We start from the raw sequence: 17,183 nt of genomic DNA on the forward strand, positions 1-17,183 counted from the left end.
GCACCCCCGACAGGAGAGACGACGATGACCATCCGTGAAGTGGCGCACGAGATCACGGTCTCGGCGCCGGCCGATGTGGTCTACCGGCTGCTCGCCGAGGTGGAGAACTGGCCCCGGATCTTCCCGCCCACCATCCACGTCGACCACGTCGAACGCGGCGGGCGCGAGGAGCGGATCCGGATCTGGGCCACCGCCAACGGCGAGGCCAGGAACTGGACCTCGCACCGCACCCTGGACCCCGGGGCGCGCCGCATCACCTTCCGCCAGGAGGTCACCGCGCCTCCGGTCGCCGCCATGGGAGGCACCTGGATCATCGAAGCACTGTCCGAAACCCGGGCCCGCGTCCAACTGCTGCACGACTACCGGGCGATCGACGACGACCCGGCCGGCCTGCGGTGGATCGACGAGGCGGTCGACCGCAACTCCCGCTCCGAACTGGCCGCCCTCAAGGAGAACGTGGAACTGGCCTACTCGACCGAGGACGTGACGTTCTCCTTCGAGGACGCCGTACTCGTCCAGGGCGCCGCCAAGGACGTCTACGACTTCGTCAACGAGGCGCACCTGTGGAGCGAGCGGCTGCCGCACGTGGCGAGCGTCCGGCTCACCGAGGACACGCCGGGCCTGCAGACCCTGGAGATGGACACCAGGGCCAAGGACGGCTCGACGCACACCACCAAGTCGTACCGGGTGACCTTCCCGCCGGGCAAGATCGCCTACAAGCAGGTAACCCTGCCCGCGCTGATGACCGTGCACACCGGCATCTGGACGTTCACCGAAACACCGGAGGGGGTGCGGGCCGCCTCGCAGCACACCGTGACCCTCAACACGGCCAACATCGAGCGCATCCTCGGCCCCGAGGCCACCGTCGCCAGCGCACGCTCCTACGTGCACGCGGCGCTCAGCACCAACAGCCTCGCCACGCTGGGCCAAGCCAAGGCCTACGCGGAGGCCGGGCGCTGACGGCCACGCTCCCGGCCCGCCCGCCCGAGGCGGCGCGGGCCGTCGCCGTGCGCCCTCAGAGCTCCGGACGAAATGGGAGTCCGATCAGCTCGCGGCGTCTGGTGCGTGCGATCGCAAGGCACCGGAAGGTCCTTGTGGCGCAGCTGCCAGGGCGTTTCGGCAACGCCGCGAGCGTGCGTGGCAGACGCCGCGAGCCGGGCGCCCATTTTGTCCGGAGCTCTAAGGAGACGCCGGCTGCGGCCGCCTCGCCCTGCCGTTCGGTGTGACGGGCAGGCCACGACGCCGCCCTCGTCCGGGGAGCGGCGCAACCCCGTGCCGGTGACGACGAGCCCCGGCTGGGTCGGCCCTCCAGCACGGTTTGAGTCCCCCGGTGCACCGTCGAGTTGCTTGCGGGATCCGCCGGGGCACACCCAGGACTCCGCGCCCGCACGCCCATCCCGGCAAACGGAGGAGTCACATGGAACGACGCGTAGTCATCACCGGGATCGGGGTGATCGCGCCGGGCGGCATCGGGCTGAAGGAGTTCTGGTCACTGCTGACGTCCGGCCGCACGGCCACCCGGTCGATCACCCGCTTCGACACGTCCCAGTTCCGCTCGCGGATCGCCGCGGAGGCCGATTTCGACCCGGAGCAGGCGGGCCTGTCGCCCCAGGAGACGAGCCGGATGGACCGCGCGGCGCAGTTCGCGGTCGTGTGCGCCCGGGAGGCCATGGCCGACAGCGGCCTGGACTTCGCGGGGCTCGACCCGCACCGCGTCGGCGTCACCGTCGGCAGTGCGGTGGGTGCCACGACGTCCCTGGACACCGAGTACAACGTGGTCAGCGACGGCGGCCGTAAGTGGCTGGTCGACCACCAGTACACGAGCAGGCACCTCTTCGGTCACTTCGTGCCGAGCTCGTTCGCCTCCGAGGTGGCCTGGGCTGTGGGCGCCCAGGGCCCGGCCGCCGTGGTCTCCACCGGCTGCACCTCGGGCCTGGACTCCGTCGGGCATGCCGCCGAGCTGATCCGTGAGGGCTCGGCCGACATCATGGTGGCCGGAGCCACCGAGGCCCCCGTCTCCCCCATCACCGTGGCCTGCTTCGACGCCATCAAGGCGACGTCGCCGCGCAACGACGACCCCGAGCACGCCTCGCGCCCCTTCGACGCCTCCCGCAACGGCTTCGTGCTCGGCGAGGGTGCCGCCGTGTTCGTCCTGGAGGAACTGGGCCGGGCCAGGGCCCGCGACGCCCGTCTGTACGCCGAGATCTCCGGCTTCGCCTCGCGCTGCAACGCGTACCACATGACGGGCCTGCGGCCGGACGGCAAGGAGATGGCGGAGGCCATCCGGGTCGCCCTGGACCAGGCCCGCCTCGATCCGACGGCCATCGACTACGTCAACGCGCACGGTTCGGGAACCAAGCAGAACGACCGCCACGAGACCGCCGCGTTCAAGAAGAGCCTCGGCGCGCACGCCTACGAGACCCCGGTCAGCTCCATCAAGTCGATGATCGGCCACTCGCTGGGGGCCATCGGCGCGCTGGAGATAGCCGCGAGCACGCTCGCCATCGAGCACGGGGTGATCCCGCCCACGGCCAACCTGCACGAACCCGACCCCGAATGCGACCTGGACTACACGCCGCTGACGGCACGCGAACTGAACACCGAACGGGTCCTGACCGTCGGGAGCGGCTTCGGCGGCTTCCAGAGCGCGATGGTGCTGACCAGGCCCGACGGCACACGGAAAGGCAGTGTCCGATGAGCACGCCGACGAGCACCCAAGCCAGAGGGACGACTGCCCCGCAGCCCTCCGCAGGCGACGCCCACCCGGTGTTCACCGGGGTGGGCGTCGCCGCGCCCAACGGCCTCGGCCGCGACCGCTGGTGGCAGGCCACCCTGGCCGCACAGAGCGGCATCGGGCCGGTGTCCCGGTTCGACGCCCGTGGGTATCCGGCACAGCTCGCCGGAGAGGTCCCCGGCTTCGAGGCGGCCGAGCACATCCCCGGCCGGCTGCTGCCGCAGACCGACCACATGACACGGCTCGCGCTCACCGCCGCGGACGAGGCGATCGCCGACAGCGGTCTCGACCCGCAGAGCGAGCCGGAGTTCGCATCCGGAGTGGTGACCGCCGCGTCCGCGGGCGGGTTCGAGTTCGGCCAGCGAGAGCTGCAGGCCCTGTGGGGCAAGGGCAGCCGCCACGTCAGCGCCTACCAGTCCTTCGCCTGGTTCTACGCCGTCAACACCGGCCAGATCTCCATCAGGCACGGCCTGCGCGGGCCCAGCGGCGTCATCGTCAGCGAACAGGCCGGGGGGCTCGACGCGGTCGCCCAGGCCCGCCGGCAGCTACGCAAGGGCAGCCGGCGCATCGTCACCGGCGGGGTGGACGGGGCGATCTGCCCCTGGGGCTGGGCCGCGCTGCTCGCCGGCGGCCACATGAGCACCGTCTCCGACGCCGCCCGCGCGTTCGTGCCCTTCGACGCGGCCGCCAGCGGTCAGGTGGCCGGTGAGGGCGGTGCGATCCTCGTCCTGGAGGACGCGGCCACCGCCCGGGACCGCGGCGCCCGGCCCTACGGGGCGCTCGCGGGGTACGCGGCCACCTTCGACCCGCGGCCCGGCAGCGGGGGCGAACCGGGCCTCCGGCGAGCCGCGCAAGGCGCCCTCGCCGACGCGGGCCTGACCGCGGACGCGGTCGACGTGGTGTTCGCGGACGCCGCCGGGGTGCCGGAACTCGACCGGGCCGAAGCCGAGGCGATCTGCGCGCTGTTCGGACCGCGCGGCGTGCCCGTCTCCGTGCCCAAGACCATGACGGGCCGACTCGCCGCGGGCGGCGGTTCACTGGATCTGGCCGCCGCCCTGCTGGCGCTGCGCGACGGCGTGGTCCCGCCCTCGGCGCACATCACCGGCGACGGCCTGCCGGAGCACCTCGCCCTGGACCTCGTCACGGGCGCCCCCCGCGCATTGCCGCTGCGCACCGCGCTGGTGCTGGCCCGGGGACAGGGCGGCTTCAACGCGGCCACCGTGGTGACGGCTCTGTGAGCCGCGCCGGGGCGCGGCCCCGGCACGCCGGAGGGCCTGTGCGGGCGACGCCCGCACAGGCCCTCCGGCGTGCCCACCCTCTCAGTGTTGTGTCAGGTGGTGTCCCGTGCCCTCACACCAGGTCGTCGCGGCTGACGTCACGCCGCCGCACCGCCGGCCCGTCCGGGCCGAGTTCCAGGACGTCCTCGCACGTGGCACTGCACAGGATCGTCGCCTGACCGCCGCGCGGGGTCTCGATGAGCAGGACGTAGGAGCGTACGGTCACCGTCGTGCCCTCCTGTCCGGTCACCGACACCATGCCCAGCCAGTGGCGGCGCTGGATGCCCTGCGCGGCGAAGTGGCCGGTCGCCTTGCGGGCGGCCGCCCCGATCGCCTCGCGGCCGACCGTCGGCTCGGGCTGGGCGTTCGCCGCGAGGACGCCGTCCTCGGTGAAGGTGTGCATCCACGCGTCCACCTCGCCGTTGTCCAGCAGTTGCATCTGCCGCGCGTAGAACTGCTGGACCTGCTGGTACAGCTCCACCGAGGACTGCTGTCCCCGCAGGGGGGTCTCCTGCACGCTCATCGGGACTCCTCATCGCTTCCTGGCGTCGGTCCGGGCCCGGGGCCCGGGTCCGCTCCCCACCTTCCAGGCGGTCCCTCGTGCGCCCCTCAACAACCGATCGACCACCCGGGGCGCACGGCCGGCTCCGTCTCAAGCCGCCGCCGACAGCCTGGGCACCAGGGCGTTCCCACGACAGAGCCGGATCCTTGCCGATCTCGTCTGCTCCACGCTGTGGGAACACTCACCTCTCTGGGAGGAAACCATGACCACAGCCCTCTCGCCCGAGGCCCCCCACCTTGCGCCGCCCGTCATGGCGGAGATCACCGACCGGGTGTACGCCTGCGTCCGGCCGCCGGGCGGCTGTTGCCTCGACCACGCCGGCCTGGTGGTCGGCGGCGACGCCAGGGTCCTTGCGGACACCGCGGCCGGCGAGCACCGGGCTCATGCCCTGCGCGCGACGGTGCAGCGCCACCTCCCCGACGGCGCCACCTCCCCGACGGCCCCGACTGCGATGTTCCGCGTCCTGGTTGTTCGAGGAGTCCTTGGTGGACGGGTGGTCCCAGGCGTGAGCGGGTGACGTCGACCGAGGGCTCGTCGGCGGGCAGGTACTCGTTCAGATCCACGGACGCGGAACACCTTCTCGGGGTGCGGCCCCGCCCCCAGGGCATCTCCCCCATCGGCTCGCCCCTCACGGCAGCGGGCGGACGCCGCCGTCGCGGGCGAGATCTCGGCCTCCACCTCGAACTCGGCGGACGCGAACTGCCCGGTGGACGACAGCCGGGGGCGAGGAACCCGTCGACCCTGGAAGGGGACGGTGCCGTGCAGGGCGCAGCCGCTGCCGAGCACGCTCACGCCTCTACAGTTGCTGTGTCATACGTCGACCTGCTCGAAGATGTGCGGGTACGACACGATGTCGTCGGGGAAGTCGGCCGCCATGCGCTGGAACTCCGGGCTGCCGAACGCCGTGGCGAGAGCCTCGGTCGACTCCCAGACCGCGACGTTCATCAGAAGCTGACTGTCCGCCGTTCCCTTGTGCATCTGCAGGGAGACGAATCCCGGCTGAGCCTTCATGAACTGCGCCTGCCTCCGAAAGAGGGGCAGGAACGCTTCAGTCCGCTCCTTCGGAACGAAGAAGGTGTTGGCCAGGACGACGGGCCCGGTCTTCTCCTTGAACTGCGCGAACATCGGCGTCATCGGGTCCAGGCTCTGCAGCTTGGCCATCTTCGGTACGTCCTCTCGCTGTCGGCTGTTCCACGGCACCGAGGCCGGCCACCGCCGTTTGGGATCCGGCGACACTCACGACGCTCGCTTGTCCGTACGGGTACCGCTTGTTGCGGACCGTTCCATCGTCCCGGCGTGAGCGGGCCGTGAAGTCAGCCGCAGTTCCCGTTCCGATGGGCGACTTCGGTCGGAGCGCGCGAAGCGGTGCCATACCTGGGGATGACACCGGACCCTGAGGGGCGCGGGCTCGCGGCCGGCACGGGCGGAGGTGAAATTCCGTGTGCGCAGGTGCTGTGCTTGCGTTGGGCGACTTCGGTCGGAGCGCGCGAAGCGGTGCCATACCTGGGGATGACACCGGACCCTGAGGGGCGCGGCTCGCGGCCGGCACGGGCGGAGGTGAAATTCCGTGTGCGCAGGTGCTGTGCTTGCGTTCACCCAGGTGGCCCGCTGCGACAAGCCCGCCCGCCGTGCACGCGGCCCGGTTGAGGTTCTCAAAGAACCCTGCGCCCTCGGGCACGACGGCGCAGGGCGTCTGACCCCGACCAGGACGGAGGCCGGCACGGCTCGCGCCGGGGGGGCAGTCAACAAGAGCCAGTGCCAACCGTGTCCGGACCGCCTGGCGGTGCACCCGCTCCCGCGAGAGCACCCGCAACGTGGGCTTTCCCACGAGAACTCCGCGACCTGCACGTTCGTGTCCGCACCGAGCAGCAGACGCCCGAGTGGAAGGCCCGCTACGCGGGGCCGCTGCGGGGTGGAGGGCACCGTCAAGGAGTTCGCCCACGGACACGGTATGCGCCGCTGCCGCTACCGAGGACAGCCGAAAGCCCCATCTGCGACACGTGCTCACGGCCATCGCCGTGAACTTCGAACGCCTCGGCAGGCTGTCACCGGCCGGGAAAACCCTCTGAACCGCGCTCACCGACCGCCTTTCAGACCTTCCTCGCCCAGCATGAGATCGCCTGGCCGAAATCCTGGCGGTTCACGGGCGGTTGACGTCGGCCATCCCAAGGATCCCGACACAGTCAAGGTCTGCGTCGGCGCCGTGAGAGCTGTCCGGCCGCCGCCCGCTGTGACCTCGTGCGCCACCACGCAGGACGGATGAGAGAACGCCGCGGAGAACGTCGAGAACACGCGGCAGTCAGACGAACGGCCGTGCCTGCAGGTGGCTGTGACGCCGTGTCACCGCCACCTGGGAAGTGGATTACAACCGCTTGCCATGGCCGCCGTCAGGTCAGTCCTCTGCGAGGCGGATGGCCTGGGCGGGGCAGGCCGACCGGGCCTCCTCGAGGGCGCCCTCGTTTGGTCCCTGCCCGGATCCGGCGCCGGCCCGGACCCGGCTCAGCCCCTGATCGTCCTGTTCGAAGACCTCGGGTGCGTTCCAGGCGCAGAGCCCCGCGCCGATGCACGCCTGGCGATCGACCTCGATCCTCGTCATCTGCCTCATCCCTCCTCACCGTTGTTCTTCGCCGGGATCCGTCACCATACGACCGGAAACTCGATCAGGCCCTGGATGGTGTTCCCCGGCTTGATCGGCAGCTCGTCCGCATCGACGGCCGACCGCAGCCGCGGCAGCCGCCGGAACAGGGTTGCGAGCGCCACTTCGAGTTCCAGCCGCGCCAGGTTCTGCCCCAGGCACTGGTGCACCCCGAATCCGAACGCCAGATGGTGCTGCCCACTCCGGTCCAGGCGCAGCGCATCCGGCTCCGGGAAGTGGCTTTCGTCCCGGTTGATCGTCGAGGTGTTGAAGACCACGCCCTCGCCCGCCCGGATCACCTGCGCGCCGCAGGGGATGTCCTCGGTGGCCACCCGCAACAGCTCGTCCACGACCGACAGATGGCGCAGCAGCTCATCGACCGTCTGCGGCAGCAGGCCCGGATCGGCGCGCAGTGCGGCCAGTTGGTCCGGACGCTTCAGCAGCAGCAGGGTCCCGAGCGAGATCATGTTGGTGGTGGTCTCGTGCCCGGCCACCAGCAGGTTGAACGCCAGCCTGGCTATCTCCTCGCGATTGGTCTGGCCGGTAAGCAGCCGGTCCCGCACGAGTTCGTCCAACAGCCCGCAGTGCGGGCCGGGTTCGGGCCCCTGACGCTGATGCTGCTCCTTGTCCAGGAGAAGCCCCTCCAGGTATCCCAGCATCTTGGCCCGTGCGGCCGCGGACTCCTGCGGCCCGGAGCCGCGCATGACCAGCCGCGACAGCTCCTCGAAGGAGATGTGGTCCTCGTAGGGCACCCCGAGCAGCAGGCTGATCGCCATCGACGGCACGGGCAGCGCGAACGCCGAGACCAGTTCGGCGGGCGGGCCCTGCTCGACCATCGCGTCCAGCAGCTGATCGACGATCTGCTGGATCCGGGGCCGCAGCGCCCTGATGCGCGGCACGCCGAATCCGGGGATCAGCATCCGGCGCTGCCGGCCGTGCTCCGGTTCGTCCGCGTTGAACAGCAAGGGGGGCAAGTGGCGCAGCGCCGTCAGCACATGGCTCGTCATGGGGAAGCCGGGCCTGCGCCGGTCGGCCGACAACCGCGGGTCGCCGAGCAGTCTGCGGGCCTCGGCGTGGCCGGTCACCGCCCAGGCGGTGCTGCCGTCGTAGAGCGTGATGCGGGCCAGCGGGCCCTCCCGCCGCAGGGACTGGTAGCCGGCGGGCGGTTCATAGGGGCAGGAGCGGTCCTGAGGGAAGGGGGTCGGACGGGTCACCGGGCCTCCTGTGGTGTGGTGGTGGGTTCTTCGTCGTCAGTCGGCGGGGACGGGACGGCGATACCGGTCGGCAGGCCCCTCAGCGCCCGCAATGCGCGCCGAACCTAACCGCCGCCGGTTCGGCCGCCCGGCCCGGCGTGGCGCATCTGCTCGGGTCGTTTCGGATAACACGGTTACCTGGGGACCCCTCTTCGTGTCATCGTGTATTCGAATGGCGGCGGGCGATGAATGGAGTTGCGCGCATTCCATAATTCGGACCCCCAGGATGCCCGGCGGCGGTTGTGGCGCGCTTGAGGCGAAATAGAGGCGCGGTGGAGAATTGCCGGACAAAAACGGGGAGTTGACATCGTGACAGGCGCGGTGGCACGGTAATTCGCAGCGAAACAGCTGCGCCTGATGCCTTCGAATTCCTCTCATGGGCGGTCCGGTCCTTCGGCGATTTCCCCGCCGCGCATCGCTGTTCACACCACCGCCCTTTTCTGTCCGCGGCTGCCTGCCGCGATCTCCCGCCTGTCAAGGAGGCCCCATGGACGCTCCGGTGATCATCGTCGGCGCGGGCCCCGCGGGGCTCGTGCTGGCCGCGGAACTGCGCCTGGGCGGCGTGGAGGCCCTCGTCCTGGACCGGCTGGAGAAGCCCTCGCAGGAGTCGCGGAGCCTGGGCTTCACCGCCCGGGCGGTGGAGCTGTTCGACCAGCGCGGGCTGCTGCCCCGCTTCGGGGACCTGGGGATCAGCGCCTCGGGGCACTTCGGCGGACTGCCGCTGGACTACAGCGTCCTGCTGGATGCCCACTTCGGGGCGCGGAGCATCCCGCAGGCCACCACCGAGCGGGTGCTCGGCGATCGGGCGGCGGAGCTCGGCGCCGACATCCGGCGCGGCTGGAGCGTGGTCGGCCTGCACGACGACGGCGACGGCGTGCAAGTCGAGGCCCAGACCCCCGGCGGGCCGCGCCTGCTGCGCTGCCGCTACCTGGTCGGCTGCGACGGCGGGCACAGCTTTGTGCGCGCTGCCGCCGGGTTCGACTTCCCCGGGACCCCCTCGACCCGCGAGATGTTCGTGGCCGACATCGGCGGATGCGCGCTCAGGCCGCGTCCGATCGGCGAACGGCTGCCGTCCGGCATGGTGATGGCCACCCCGCTCGGCGGCGGCGTCGACCGCATCATCGTCGTCGAGCACGGCGTCCGGCCCCGACGGCGCACCAGGCCCCCGGAGTTCGCCGAGGTGGCGGACGCCTGGGAGCGCCTGACGGGGGAGGACATACATGGCGGCACCGCGCACTGGATCAGCTCCTTCGGCGATGCGACGCGCCAGGTCACCCAATACCGGCGGGGTTCGGTACTGCTGGCCGGCGACGCCGCCCACACCCATCTCCCGGTGGGCGGCCAGGGCCTGAGCGTCGGCGTGCAGGACGCGGTCAACCTCGGTTGGAAGCTCGCCGCGGTGGTACGCGGGTCCGCGCCGCCGGACCTGCTCGACTCCTACCACGCCGAACGCCACCCCGTCGGCGCCCGACTGCTGGTCAACACGCTGGCCCAGGGCATGCTCTTCCTGACCGGATCGCAGGCCGAGCCGCTGCGCGAGGTGGTCGCGGACCTGATGGAGCTTGCCGAGGTCCGCCGCCATCTGGCCGGGATGGTCAGCGGGCTGGACATCCGCTACGACGTCGGCCCCGGCACGCATCCGCTGCTCGGTGCCCGCATCCCCAAGCGGGACCTGCGCGGACCGTGCGGAGCGACGACCACCATCGCGCATCTGCGCACCGCCCGCGGCGTGCTGCTGGACCTGGCGGACGATCCGCAGCTGCGCCGCGCCGCCGAACCCTGGGCCGACCGGGTCGAGGTGGTGACGGCGGCCCCGCACCACCTTCCGCACGGGTGCCCGCTGGCCGGGACAGCCGCCGTGCTGCTGCGCCCCGACGGCTATGTCGCCTGGACGGACCCCGGATGCGCGTCGCTGCCCGACGCGCTGGCCCGCTGGTTCGGGACGAGTCCTTTGGCGACCTCCCATCAGTAACCGCAGTCACATGAGGAGAGACCGATGCACAGCACCTTGATCGTTGCTCGTATGGACCCCGCGTCGCAGGGCGAGGTCTCCCGCATCTTCGGCAAGTTCGACAGCACCGAGATGCCGGACCTGATGGGCACCCGCCGCCGTCAGCTGTTCAGCTATCGCGGCCTCTACTTCCACCTCCAGGACTTCGACTCCGACGAGGGCGGCGTGGCCATCGAGGAGGCCAGGAACCACCCGCTGTTCGTGAACGTCAGCGCCGATCTGAAGCCGTTCATCGACGCCTACGACCCGGCCACCTGGCGGTCGCCCGCTGACGCGATGGCGCAGCGCTTCTACCACTGGAACGCCCGGTGAACGAGCGGCGCGTCGTGATCACCGGCATCGGGGGCATCACGCCCGGCGGGATCGGCATCAAGGGCTTCAGAAGCCCGCGGGGCGAGGGCCGCACCGCGACGCGCGAGAGGAGCCTCTTCGATGCGAGCGCGTCCCGGTCCCCGGCGGCGGCGCAGGCGACGGCCGACAGCGGCCTGGAGCCGTACCGGACGGGCGTCACCGCCGCCGGCGCCGTGGGCGCCGGCGCGGCGTACGTCAGGAACGCCCTGAGCGGCCACAGCCGCGCCCCCCTGAGGCACGCCGAGGACCACACCGAAGGCCGGTGCTGACATGGACAGTCGGGTCATCGTCGTCGGTGCCGGGCCCGTCGGGCTGGCGCTCGCCGGTGAACTGCGCGTCGGCGGGGCCGAGGTGACGGTGCTGGAGCGGCTGGCCGCACCGACGACCCAGTCCAGGGCCACCACCCTGGACGCCCGCACCATGGAGCTCCTGGACGAGCGCGGCCTGCTGGCGCCCCTGGGCACCGTGCCCCGCGAACCCCGGGGGCACTTCGCCGGCCTGCCCCTCGACCTGGACAGCCAGCCCTCCCCGTTCGCGGGCCAGTGGAAGGTGCCGCAGGCGCGGGTCGAGGCACTGCTCGGCGACCGGGCGCGCGAGCTCGGCGCGGACATCCGCCGGGAGCACGAAGTCTGCGCACTGCATCCGGCTGCGGACGGCGTGGCCGTCGACGCCGTCGTGCGGGACGGGCCCGGCCGGCAGCGGCGCGTGCGCCTGACCGCCGGGTACCTGGTCGGCTGCGACGGCGAGGAGAGCACCGTGGCAGCCCTGGCCGGCTTCGAGTTCCCCGGCCAAGACGCCCGCCGCGAGCTGCTGCGCTGCGACGTCCGCGGGGTGGACATCCCCGACCGCCGCTTCCAGCGGCTGCCCGGCGGCTTCGCGGTCGCCGCGACCCGGGAGGGACTGACCCGGGTCATGGTGCACGAGTACGGGCGCACGCCCGCGGTGCGTACCGCCGCACCCGGCTTCGACGAGGTCGCGGCGGCGTGGTCGCGGGTGACCGGGGAGGACATCAGCGGCGGCACCCCGGTGTGGGTGAACGCCTTCGGCGATGTCAGCCGCCAGGCCGCGCACTACCGCCGGGGGCGGGTGCTGCTGGCCGGGGATGCCGCCCACCGCCACCTGCCGGTCGGCGGACAGGCCATCAACCTCGGCCTGCAGGACGCCTTCGACCTCGGCTGGAAGCTCGCCGCCGAGGTCGCGGGCACCGCGCCGGCCGGGCTGCTGGACTCCTACCACCAGGAGCGGCACCGGGCCGGCCACCGCGCCATGGCGATCATCGACACCCAGGCCCTCCTCATGCTCGGCGGCCCGGAGATCGAGCCGGTGCGCTCCTTGTTCGGCGAACTGATCGGCCACCGGGCGGTGCGCGAGCTGCTGGCCTGCCGACTCGGCGCTCTGGACGCCGGCATCAAGGGCCTGCCCACGAAGGCCCCGTCATGATCACCCGTCGGGCGCTGCCCGGGGCCGGCGCGGCGGGGACCGCCGCCACCCGTGCCCCGGGTCCGGGCACTGTCGCCTGGAGCCGACCGGGCGAGCACCTGACCGGGGACCTGGTGCTCCCCTGCGATGCCCGGTACGCGACCGCCAAGCAACTGCACCTGATGCAGTTCGACGCCCTCACCCCGCAGGCCGTCGCCTACTGCGCAGATGCGCGGGACGCGGCGCTGTGCCTCGCCTTCGCGCAGCAGTACGCACTGGCCCCGGCGGTGCGCAGCGGCGGCCACAGCGCCGCGGGACACTCCACCGGCTCCGGCCTGGTGGTGGACGTGTCCCGGCTGGACTCGGTGCGCATCGGCGGCGGTTCGGTGACGCTGGGCCCCGGCGCACAGAACATCGACGTGCTGAACACGCTGGCCGGCTCGGGTCTGGCCCTCACCGGCGGCGCGTGCCCGACCGTCGCCGCCGGCGGGTTCGTCCAGGGCGGCGGCCTGGGGTTCCTCACCCGGACGCTCGGTATGGCCTGCGACGCACTGACCTCCGCGACGGTGGTGCTGGCGAGCGGACAGATCGTCACGGCCTGCGCGCAGGAGCACCCGGACCTGTTCTGGGCGCTGCGCGGGGGCGCAGGCGGCAACTTCGGCATCGTCACCTCCTACACGCTGACGCCGACCGCCCTGTCGCAGGTGGCCACGGCGCAACTCGGCTACACCTACGACCAGGCGCTCGACATGCTCGACGGCTACTGCCGATGGCTGGCCAACTGCCCCCGCACGATCGGCTCGGCAGCGGTGATCACCCTCGCTGACACGGCACCGGGCAATGTCCCCACCCCCGCGGTCATCGCGGTCTCCACCGGAACCCGGGCCGAACTCGACGCGGAGCTGGCCCGGTTGGACTCGCTGACCGGCAAGCCGGCCTCCCGGCAGACCTCGGTGCTGCCCTACCGCGACCTGATGACGCAGATCTTCGACTGCGCGGGCAAGACCACCGAGGAATGCCACCGATCGGGTGCCTTCCCGCGGGGACGGCTTCCCCGGACCGCGTTCGCGCTGGAGCGCAGCCGCCTGATCCGTGACGCCGTGCCCCGGGACGGCTGGGCGCGCATCCTGGCGCTCTTCGACGACGAGCGGGTCTGCGGCGGCCAGACGCACGGGCTCCAGGTGCTGCCCATCGACGGCGCCGCCCGGGACCTGGACCGCACCGCGACGGCGTTCGTGCACCGCGACAGCCGCTTCTGCGTGAACGTCCACAGCTTCATGGCGCACGGCCCGGTCACCGACGAACACCGGACCGCCGCGAAGGCCTGGACCGACGCGGGCTTCGCGGCCATCGACCCGCTCTCCTCGGGCGAGTCCTACCAAAACTTCATCGACCCGGAACTGGCAGATTGGAAGACCTCCTATTACGCCGAGAACTATCCGCGGCTGGTGAATACCAAGAACAGCTACGACCCGAACGGCCTCTTCCGATTCGCGCAAGGCATAGGCGGACCGAAAACAGCCTGACGGGGCGTCAGCAAATCAAGACCGAGAGGAAGAGCCGAAAATGGCCAAGCTGGAGAACCTGGACCCGACCACACCGTTGTTCGCGCAGTTCAGCAAGAAGACCGGGCCCATCGTCCTGGCCAACACCTTCATCGTCCCGACGGACAAGTCCCAGTCGTTCCTCGCCCACTGGAAGAAGCAGGCCGAGTTCATGAAGGCGCAGCCGGGATTCGTCTCCCTGCAGATGCACCAGGGCACGGCCGGGAGCCAGCTGTTCATGAACGTCGCGATCTGGGAGTCGACCGAAGCCCTCGCCAAGGCGCTCGGCAACCCGCAGTTCCAGGCCATGTCCGCCCAGGTCCCCGACGACATCGTGTCGTACGCCCACATCTTCGAGAAAATCGCCGTCGAGGGCCTCTGCGAAGCCTGACCCGGGGATCTCGCACCGCACAAATCCCGGCGAGCCCGGCACCTCCCGCCGCAGGTGCCGGGCTCGCCCTCTTCACCGGCGGGGCAAGAAGGACGCCCGACGTGCCCGCCTCTGAAATACGCCGCACCGGAGCCGAGACGCCCGGAGCCCACCTAGGGATCTACACCGTCCGATTCGGCGCCGACCCAGACCAAGGAAGCGTTCCCGGCCCACAAGAGAAGCACATCCCCGCCACCCCCTCCCCCCCGGCCGGGGGGGGCGCCGTACGCCAGAAAACTGCCACAGCCCGTCAAACCCACTCCAGGAACGAGGACTTCACCATGGACGTAGGACTTCTCTTCGACCTGCGCAACCCCAAGGACTGGAAACGCCCCTGGGCCGACCACTATGCGCGGAGCCTGGAATTCTGCGAGGAAGCGGACCGGCGAGGCGCGGGCGGACTGTGGTTCACCGAACACCACCTCTTCGAGGACGGCTACCTGCCGCAGCCGCTGACCTTCGCCGCCGCCGCCGCCGCCCGAACCCGCCGCGCCCGGATCGGCACCTCGGTGGTACTCCCCGCACTGCGCAAGCCCGCCCAACTCGCCGAAGAGGCCGCGATCGTCGACCTCGTCAGCGGCGGACGCCTCGAGCTGGGCATGGGCGCCGGCTACCGGGTCCCCGAATACGACCTCATGAACACGGACTTCACACGACGTTTCCGGCGCACCGAGGAACACATCCGCGAAGTCCGCCGACTCTGGGAGGAAGACGGCGTCACCCCGGGCCCGATCCAGAACCCCGTGCCGCTGTGGGGCGGCTTCTACGGACCCCGCGGCGCACGCATCGCCGGCCGGCTCGGCATCGGACTGCTGCACATCTCCCACGAACTGTTCCCGCACTACCGCCAAGGACTGACCGAGGGCGGCCACGACCCGGCCACCGCCCGAGTCTCCGGCCTGCTACCGATCATCCTCGCCGACGACCCGGAGAAAGCCTGGACACACGTCGCGCCCTGCCTCGCCCACCAGATGAACAGCTACCGCCAGTCGTCCGTCGAGGGCACCGACAAACCCCGGCCACCGATCATCCACCCCGACGAATTCCGCAACCGCACCTCCAACACCCCCTGGGGAGCACTGAAGATCCTCACCCCCGCACAAGCCGCCACCCAGATCAAGGAAACAGTCAAGGAACTGCCAGTGCAACACCTGATCTTCTGGGCAAGCATCGCCGGCATGCCCGACGACCTGACCACCCGGAACATCCAACTGATCACCGAGGAACTGCCACCCCTGCTCAACCCACCACAACCACCCACCCCCAACCACCCACCCACACCATGACAACCACCAACACCACCTCCACAACACCCCAGGCCCCTCCCCGGAAGGGCGGGGCGTCCTGCGCGGCCAGCACCCGGCGCAACCAGCGACGCTCCACACCGGCGAGGTGCCGCAGCAGCCCGAGCAGCGAGAGGGTGGACGGCGCGGCGGACCGCTGCGCCAGCCGTGCACCCACGCCCGCGCACTTCAGTTCCAGCGTGGCGCGCCGGCGGCGAGGAAAACGACCAGCAAAGTGCGTTCGTCGCCGGTGGCGGGACCGAGGCCACGCGGGTCCCGCTCGGCGGGGACGAACATCTCGGCTCTTGCGCCCGAAGAGGTCATGGACCCATCATCGGGCGGCTTCAGCCCGTACACCGACCCCTGCCGCCCGTGTAGCGATCGACGAGATCACACCATCCCGCCTCCACCCGCTCCAGGGACATCCCCAGGACGGTGAGCAGATGGTCGACGAGCACCGTCTCCAGACAGCCCAGCAGCAGATGGGCGGTGAGTTCGCTGTCGCCGTCCGCACGTGCCTCGCGCAGCAGCAGGCGGACATGAGCGAGCCGCAGGTGATACGCCGGGCTGGTGCGGCGGCGGCCCGGTTCTATGTGGGCCTCCAGGTAGAAGTCCCGGTGGGCATGCTCATGGAGGATGACGGCCGAGCCGAACGCGTACAGCCGCTCCACCGGGCACACGCCCGGCCCGAGCGGCGGCGGCCCGCAGAGGAAGGCGGCCTGAAGCTGCTTCTCGTGGTGGCTGAGCAGCTCCACGAGCAGGCCCGTACGGTCCCCGAAGCGCCGGAAGACAGTGCCCTTGCCGACTCCCGCCCCCAACGCGACGTCCTCCATGGTCACGTTGGCGATGCCACGCTCGGCCGCCAGCCGGACGGCGACCTCCAGCAACCGGGCGCGGTTGCGCGCCGCATCCGCACGCAACCGGGGCCCCTCACCCGCCGACAACAAGGCAAGATCCACAAAACCCGCCACGACGTCCCGGTCCTCAGGCACGGAGAAAGACGCTAACGGCTCAGTCATAACTTCACATTAGCCTGCGCGTTCCACTCGCCGCAGTGTCCCGATCTTGACCCGAAACACGAAAGCACCCCCCGAGTCCGGAAAACGAGCCCCGCCGAAGGTCTCTGTCGTCCCAGCAGGAAGACACCTTCTCCGTACACGTGCGACACGACGTCGCGTGTGCTGAGTGGATGCTCCTGGAGAGAGGGCCGGCGATCGCGCCGACGCCAAGGCAGCCCCGGATCCGTGTCCGACGGCCCATCCCCACCCAGACGTGCATCGCTGACAACGGCGGGGTACGGGACTCCGGGAAGAAGCCCAAGCGCCGCCGTTCCACCCGGAGGCAACAACCTTGCCTGAGCGTTCCCCCGACGAGAGGCAGGGGACGGGTCCCCACCCTGGTGCCGGGCCGCCCCACCCCTCCCCCACACGGCCCGGCACCAGGCCCCACCACCAGCCAGCCGTCCGACACCTGCTTGCCGCCACGTCCCCGTACCCGCGCGAGCCTTCGAACAATTTCTCCATGCCGGCCGCTGCGCCTGCCACACCGCCAATGCCAAGCACACCGGGCCCAATTTCTTCCACCTGCGCGGGAGTGTCTAATCAACGGCGGATCCGATGATCAAGGAGACGCCTGATGAGCGAGGCCATCACCGAGCACGGGACCGTGGAAGAGCCGGTCGTCG

General features: G+C 71.1%; 18 protein-coding genes. 11 read left to right on the plus strand and 7 right to left on the minus strand.

Annotation, left to right across the window (positions count from 1 at the left end):
* Nucleotides 1-24 precede the first annotated feature (24 nt).
* The 3 genes from ACFY2Z_RS36965 (at nt 25) to ACFY2Z_RS36975 (ending at nt 3,972) form a co-directional block, all read left to right on the plus strand.
* On the plus strand, nt 25-960 hold the full coding sequence (locus ACFY2Z_RS36965) for an aromatase/cyclase (RefSeq protein ID WP_390748375.1): 936 nt from the start codon (nt 25-27) through the stop codon (nt 958-960).
* 457 nt (nt 961-1,417) lie between these two features.
* Nucleotides 1,418-2,698: a beta-ketoacyl-[acyl-carrier-protein] synthase family protein gene (locus ACFY2Z_RS36970; RefSeq protein ID WP_390748376.1), complete on the plus strand. Its 1,281-nt coding sequence runs from the start codon at nt 1,418-1,420 to the stop codon at nt 2,696-2,698.
* Nucleotides 2,695-3,972: a ketosynthase chain-length factor gene (locus ACFY2Z_RS36975; protein ID WP_390748377.1), complete on the plus strand. Its 1,278-nt coding sequence runs from the start codon at nt 2,695-2,697 to the stop codon at nt 3,970-3,972. The genes ACFY2Z_RS36970 and ACFY2Z_RS36975 overlap by 4 nt, the downstream gene beginning before the upstream one ends.
* A 112-nt stretch (nt 3,973-4,084) precedes the next feature.
* Here the strand turns inward: ACFY2Z_RS36975 and ACFY2Z_RS36980 are convergent, their stop codons facing one another.
* Nucleotides 4,085-4,534: a nuclear transport factor 2 family protein gene (locus ACFY2Z_RS36980; protein WP_390748378.1), complete on the minus strand. Its 450-nt coding sequence runs from the start codon at nt 4,532-4,534 to the stop codon at nt 4,085-4,087.
* A gap of 241 nt (nt 4,535-4,775) precedes the next feature.
* Here ACFY2Z_RS36980 and ACFY2Z_RS36985 point away from each other — a divergent pair, with 241 nt between their 5' ends.
* The gene (locus ACFY2Z_RS36985; protein WP_390748379.1) at nt 4,776-5,090 is read left to right on the plus strand and encodes a hypothetical protein; all 315 of its coding nucleotides are present in this window, start codon (nt 4,776-4,778) and stop codon (nt 5,088-5,090) included.
* Between the two features lie 293 nt (nt 5,091-5,383).
* Here ACFY2Z_RS36985 and ACFY2Z_RS36990 read toward each other — a convergent pair whose 3' ends face one another.
* From ACFY2Z_RS36990 to ACFY2Z_RS37000, 3 genes are all read right to left on the minus strand, one after another.
* A complete protein-coding gene (locus ACFY2Z_RS36990) occupies nt 5,384-5,734 on the minus strand; it encodes an antibiotic biosynthesis monooxygenase family protein (protein WP_390748380.1) in 351 nt (116 codons plus the stop codon).
* A 1,231-nt stretch (nt 5,735-6,965) separates the two neighbouring features.
* Nucleotides 6,966-7,169, minus strand: a complete 204-nt coding sequence (locus ACFY2Z_RS36995; protein ID WP_390748381.1) for a ferredoxin — start codon at nt 7,167-7,169, stop codon at nt 6,966-6,968.
* Between the two features lie 41 nt (nt 7,170-7,210).
* Nucleotides 7,211-8,422, minus strand: a complete 1,212-nt coding sequence (locus tag ACFY2Z_RS37000; protein WP_390748382.1) for a cytochrome P450 — start codon at nt 8,420-8,422, stop codon at nt 7,211-7,213.
* A gap of 526 nt (nt 8,423-8,948) precedes the next feature.
* Here ACFY2Z_RS37000 and ACFY2Z_RS37005 point away from each other — a divergent pair.
* From ACFY2Z_RS37005 to ACFY2Z_RS37035, 7 genes are all read left to right on the plus strand, one after another.
* Complete coding sequence (locus tag ACFY2Z_RS37005; RefSeq protein ID WP_390748383.1) at nt 8,949-10,433, plus strand: FAD-dependent monooxygenase; 1,485 nt, start codon at nt 8,949-8,951, stop codon at nt 10,431-10,433.
* Between the two features lie 24 nt (nt 10,434-10,457).
* Nucleotides 10,458-10,784, plus strand: coding sequence for a TcmI family type II polyketide cyclase (locus ACFY2Z_RS37010; RefSeq protein ID WP_390748384.1), 327 nt, complete (start codon nt 10,458-10,460; stop codon nt 10,782-10,784).
* Nucleotides 10,781-11,092 carry a hypothetical protein gene (locus ACFY2Z_RS37015; protein WP_390748385.1) on the plus strand — a complete coding sequence of 104 codons (312 nt, stop codon included), beginning with the start codon at nt 10,781-10,783 and terminating at the stop codon, nt 11,090-11,092. The genes ACFY2Z_RS37010 and ACFY2Z_RS37015 overlap by 4 nt, the downstream gene beginning before the upstream one ends.
* 1 nt (nt 11,093) lies before the next feature.
* Nucleotides 11,094-12,263, plus strand: a complete 1,170-nt coding sequence (locus ACFY2Z_RS37020) for an FAD-dependent monooxygenase (protein WP_390748386.1) — start codon at nt 11,094-11,096, stop codon at nt 12,261-12,263.
* A complete protein-coding gene (locus ACFY2Z_RS37025) occupies nt 12,260-13,768 on the plus strand; it encodes an FAD-binding oxidoreductase (RefSeq protein ID WP_390748387.1) in 1,509 nt (502 codons plus the stop codon). The genes ACFY2Z_RS37020 and ACFY2Z_RS37025 overlap by 4 nt, the downstream gene beginning before the upstream one ends.
* 40 nt (nt 13,769-13,808) lie before the next feature.
* Nucleotides 13,809-14,177 carry an antibiotic biosynthesis monooxygenase family protein gene (locus ACFY2Z_RS37030; protein WP_390748388.1) on the plus strand — a complete coding sequence of 123 codons (369 nt, stop codon included), beginning with the start codon at nt 13,809-13,811 and terminating at the stop codon, nt 14,175-14,177.
* A 320-nt stretch (nt 14,178-14,497) separates the two neighbouring features.
* Entirely contained in the window at nt 14,498-15,502 is a 1,005-nt protein-coding gene (locus ACFY2Z_RS37035; RefSeq protein WP_390748389.1) for an LLM class flavin-dependent oxidoreductase, read from the plus strand.
* Here the strand turns inward: ACFY2Z_RS37035 and ACFY2Z_RS37040 are convergent.
* From ACFY2Z_RS37040 to ACFY2Z_RS37050, 3 genes are read right to left on the minus strand one after another with little or no spacing between them, the layout of a single operon-like run.
* Nucleotides 15,456-15,677, minus strand: a complete 222-nt coding sequence (locus ACFY2Z_RS37040; RefSeq protein ID WP_390748390.1) for a DUF664 domain-containing protein — start codon at nt 15,675-15,677, stop codon at nt 15,456-15,458. The genes ACFY2Z_RS37035 and ACFY2Z_RS37040 overlap by 47 nt on opposite strands.
* Before the next feature lie 11 nt (nt 15,678-15,688).
* Nucleotides 15,689-15,823, minus strand: coding sequence for a hypothetical protein (locus ACFY2Z_RS37045; protein WP_390748391.1), 135 nt, complete (start codon nt 15,821-15,823; stop codon nt 15,689-15,691).
* A gap of 20 nt (nt 15,824-15,843) precedes the next feature.
* Nucleotides 15,844-16,518, minus strand: coding sequence for a TetR/AcrR family transcriptional regulator (locus ACFY2Z_RS37050; protein WP_390748392.1), 675 nt, complete (start codon nt 16,516-16,518; stop codon nt 15,844-15,846).
* Between the last annotated feature and the right edge of the window lie 665 nt (nt 16,519-17,183).

Origin of the sequence: Streptomyces sp. NPDC001222 (genome assembly GCF_042896945.1) — a bacterium.
GTDB classification, from domain to species: domain Bacteria; phylum Actinomycetota; class Actinomycetes; order Streptomycetales; family Streptomycetaceae; genus Streptomyces; species Streptomyces gibsoniae.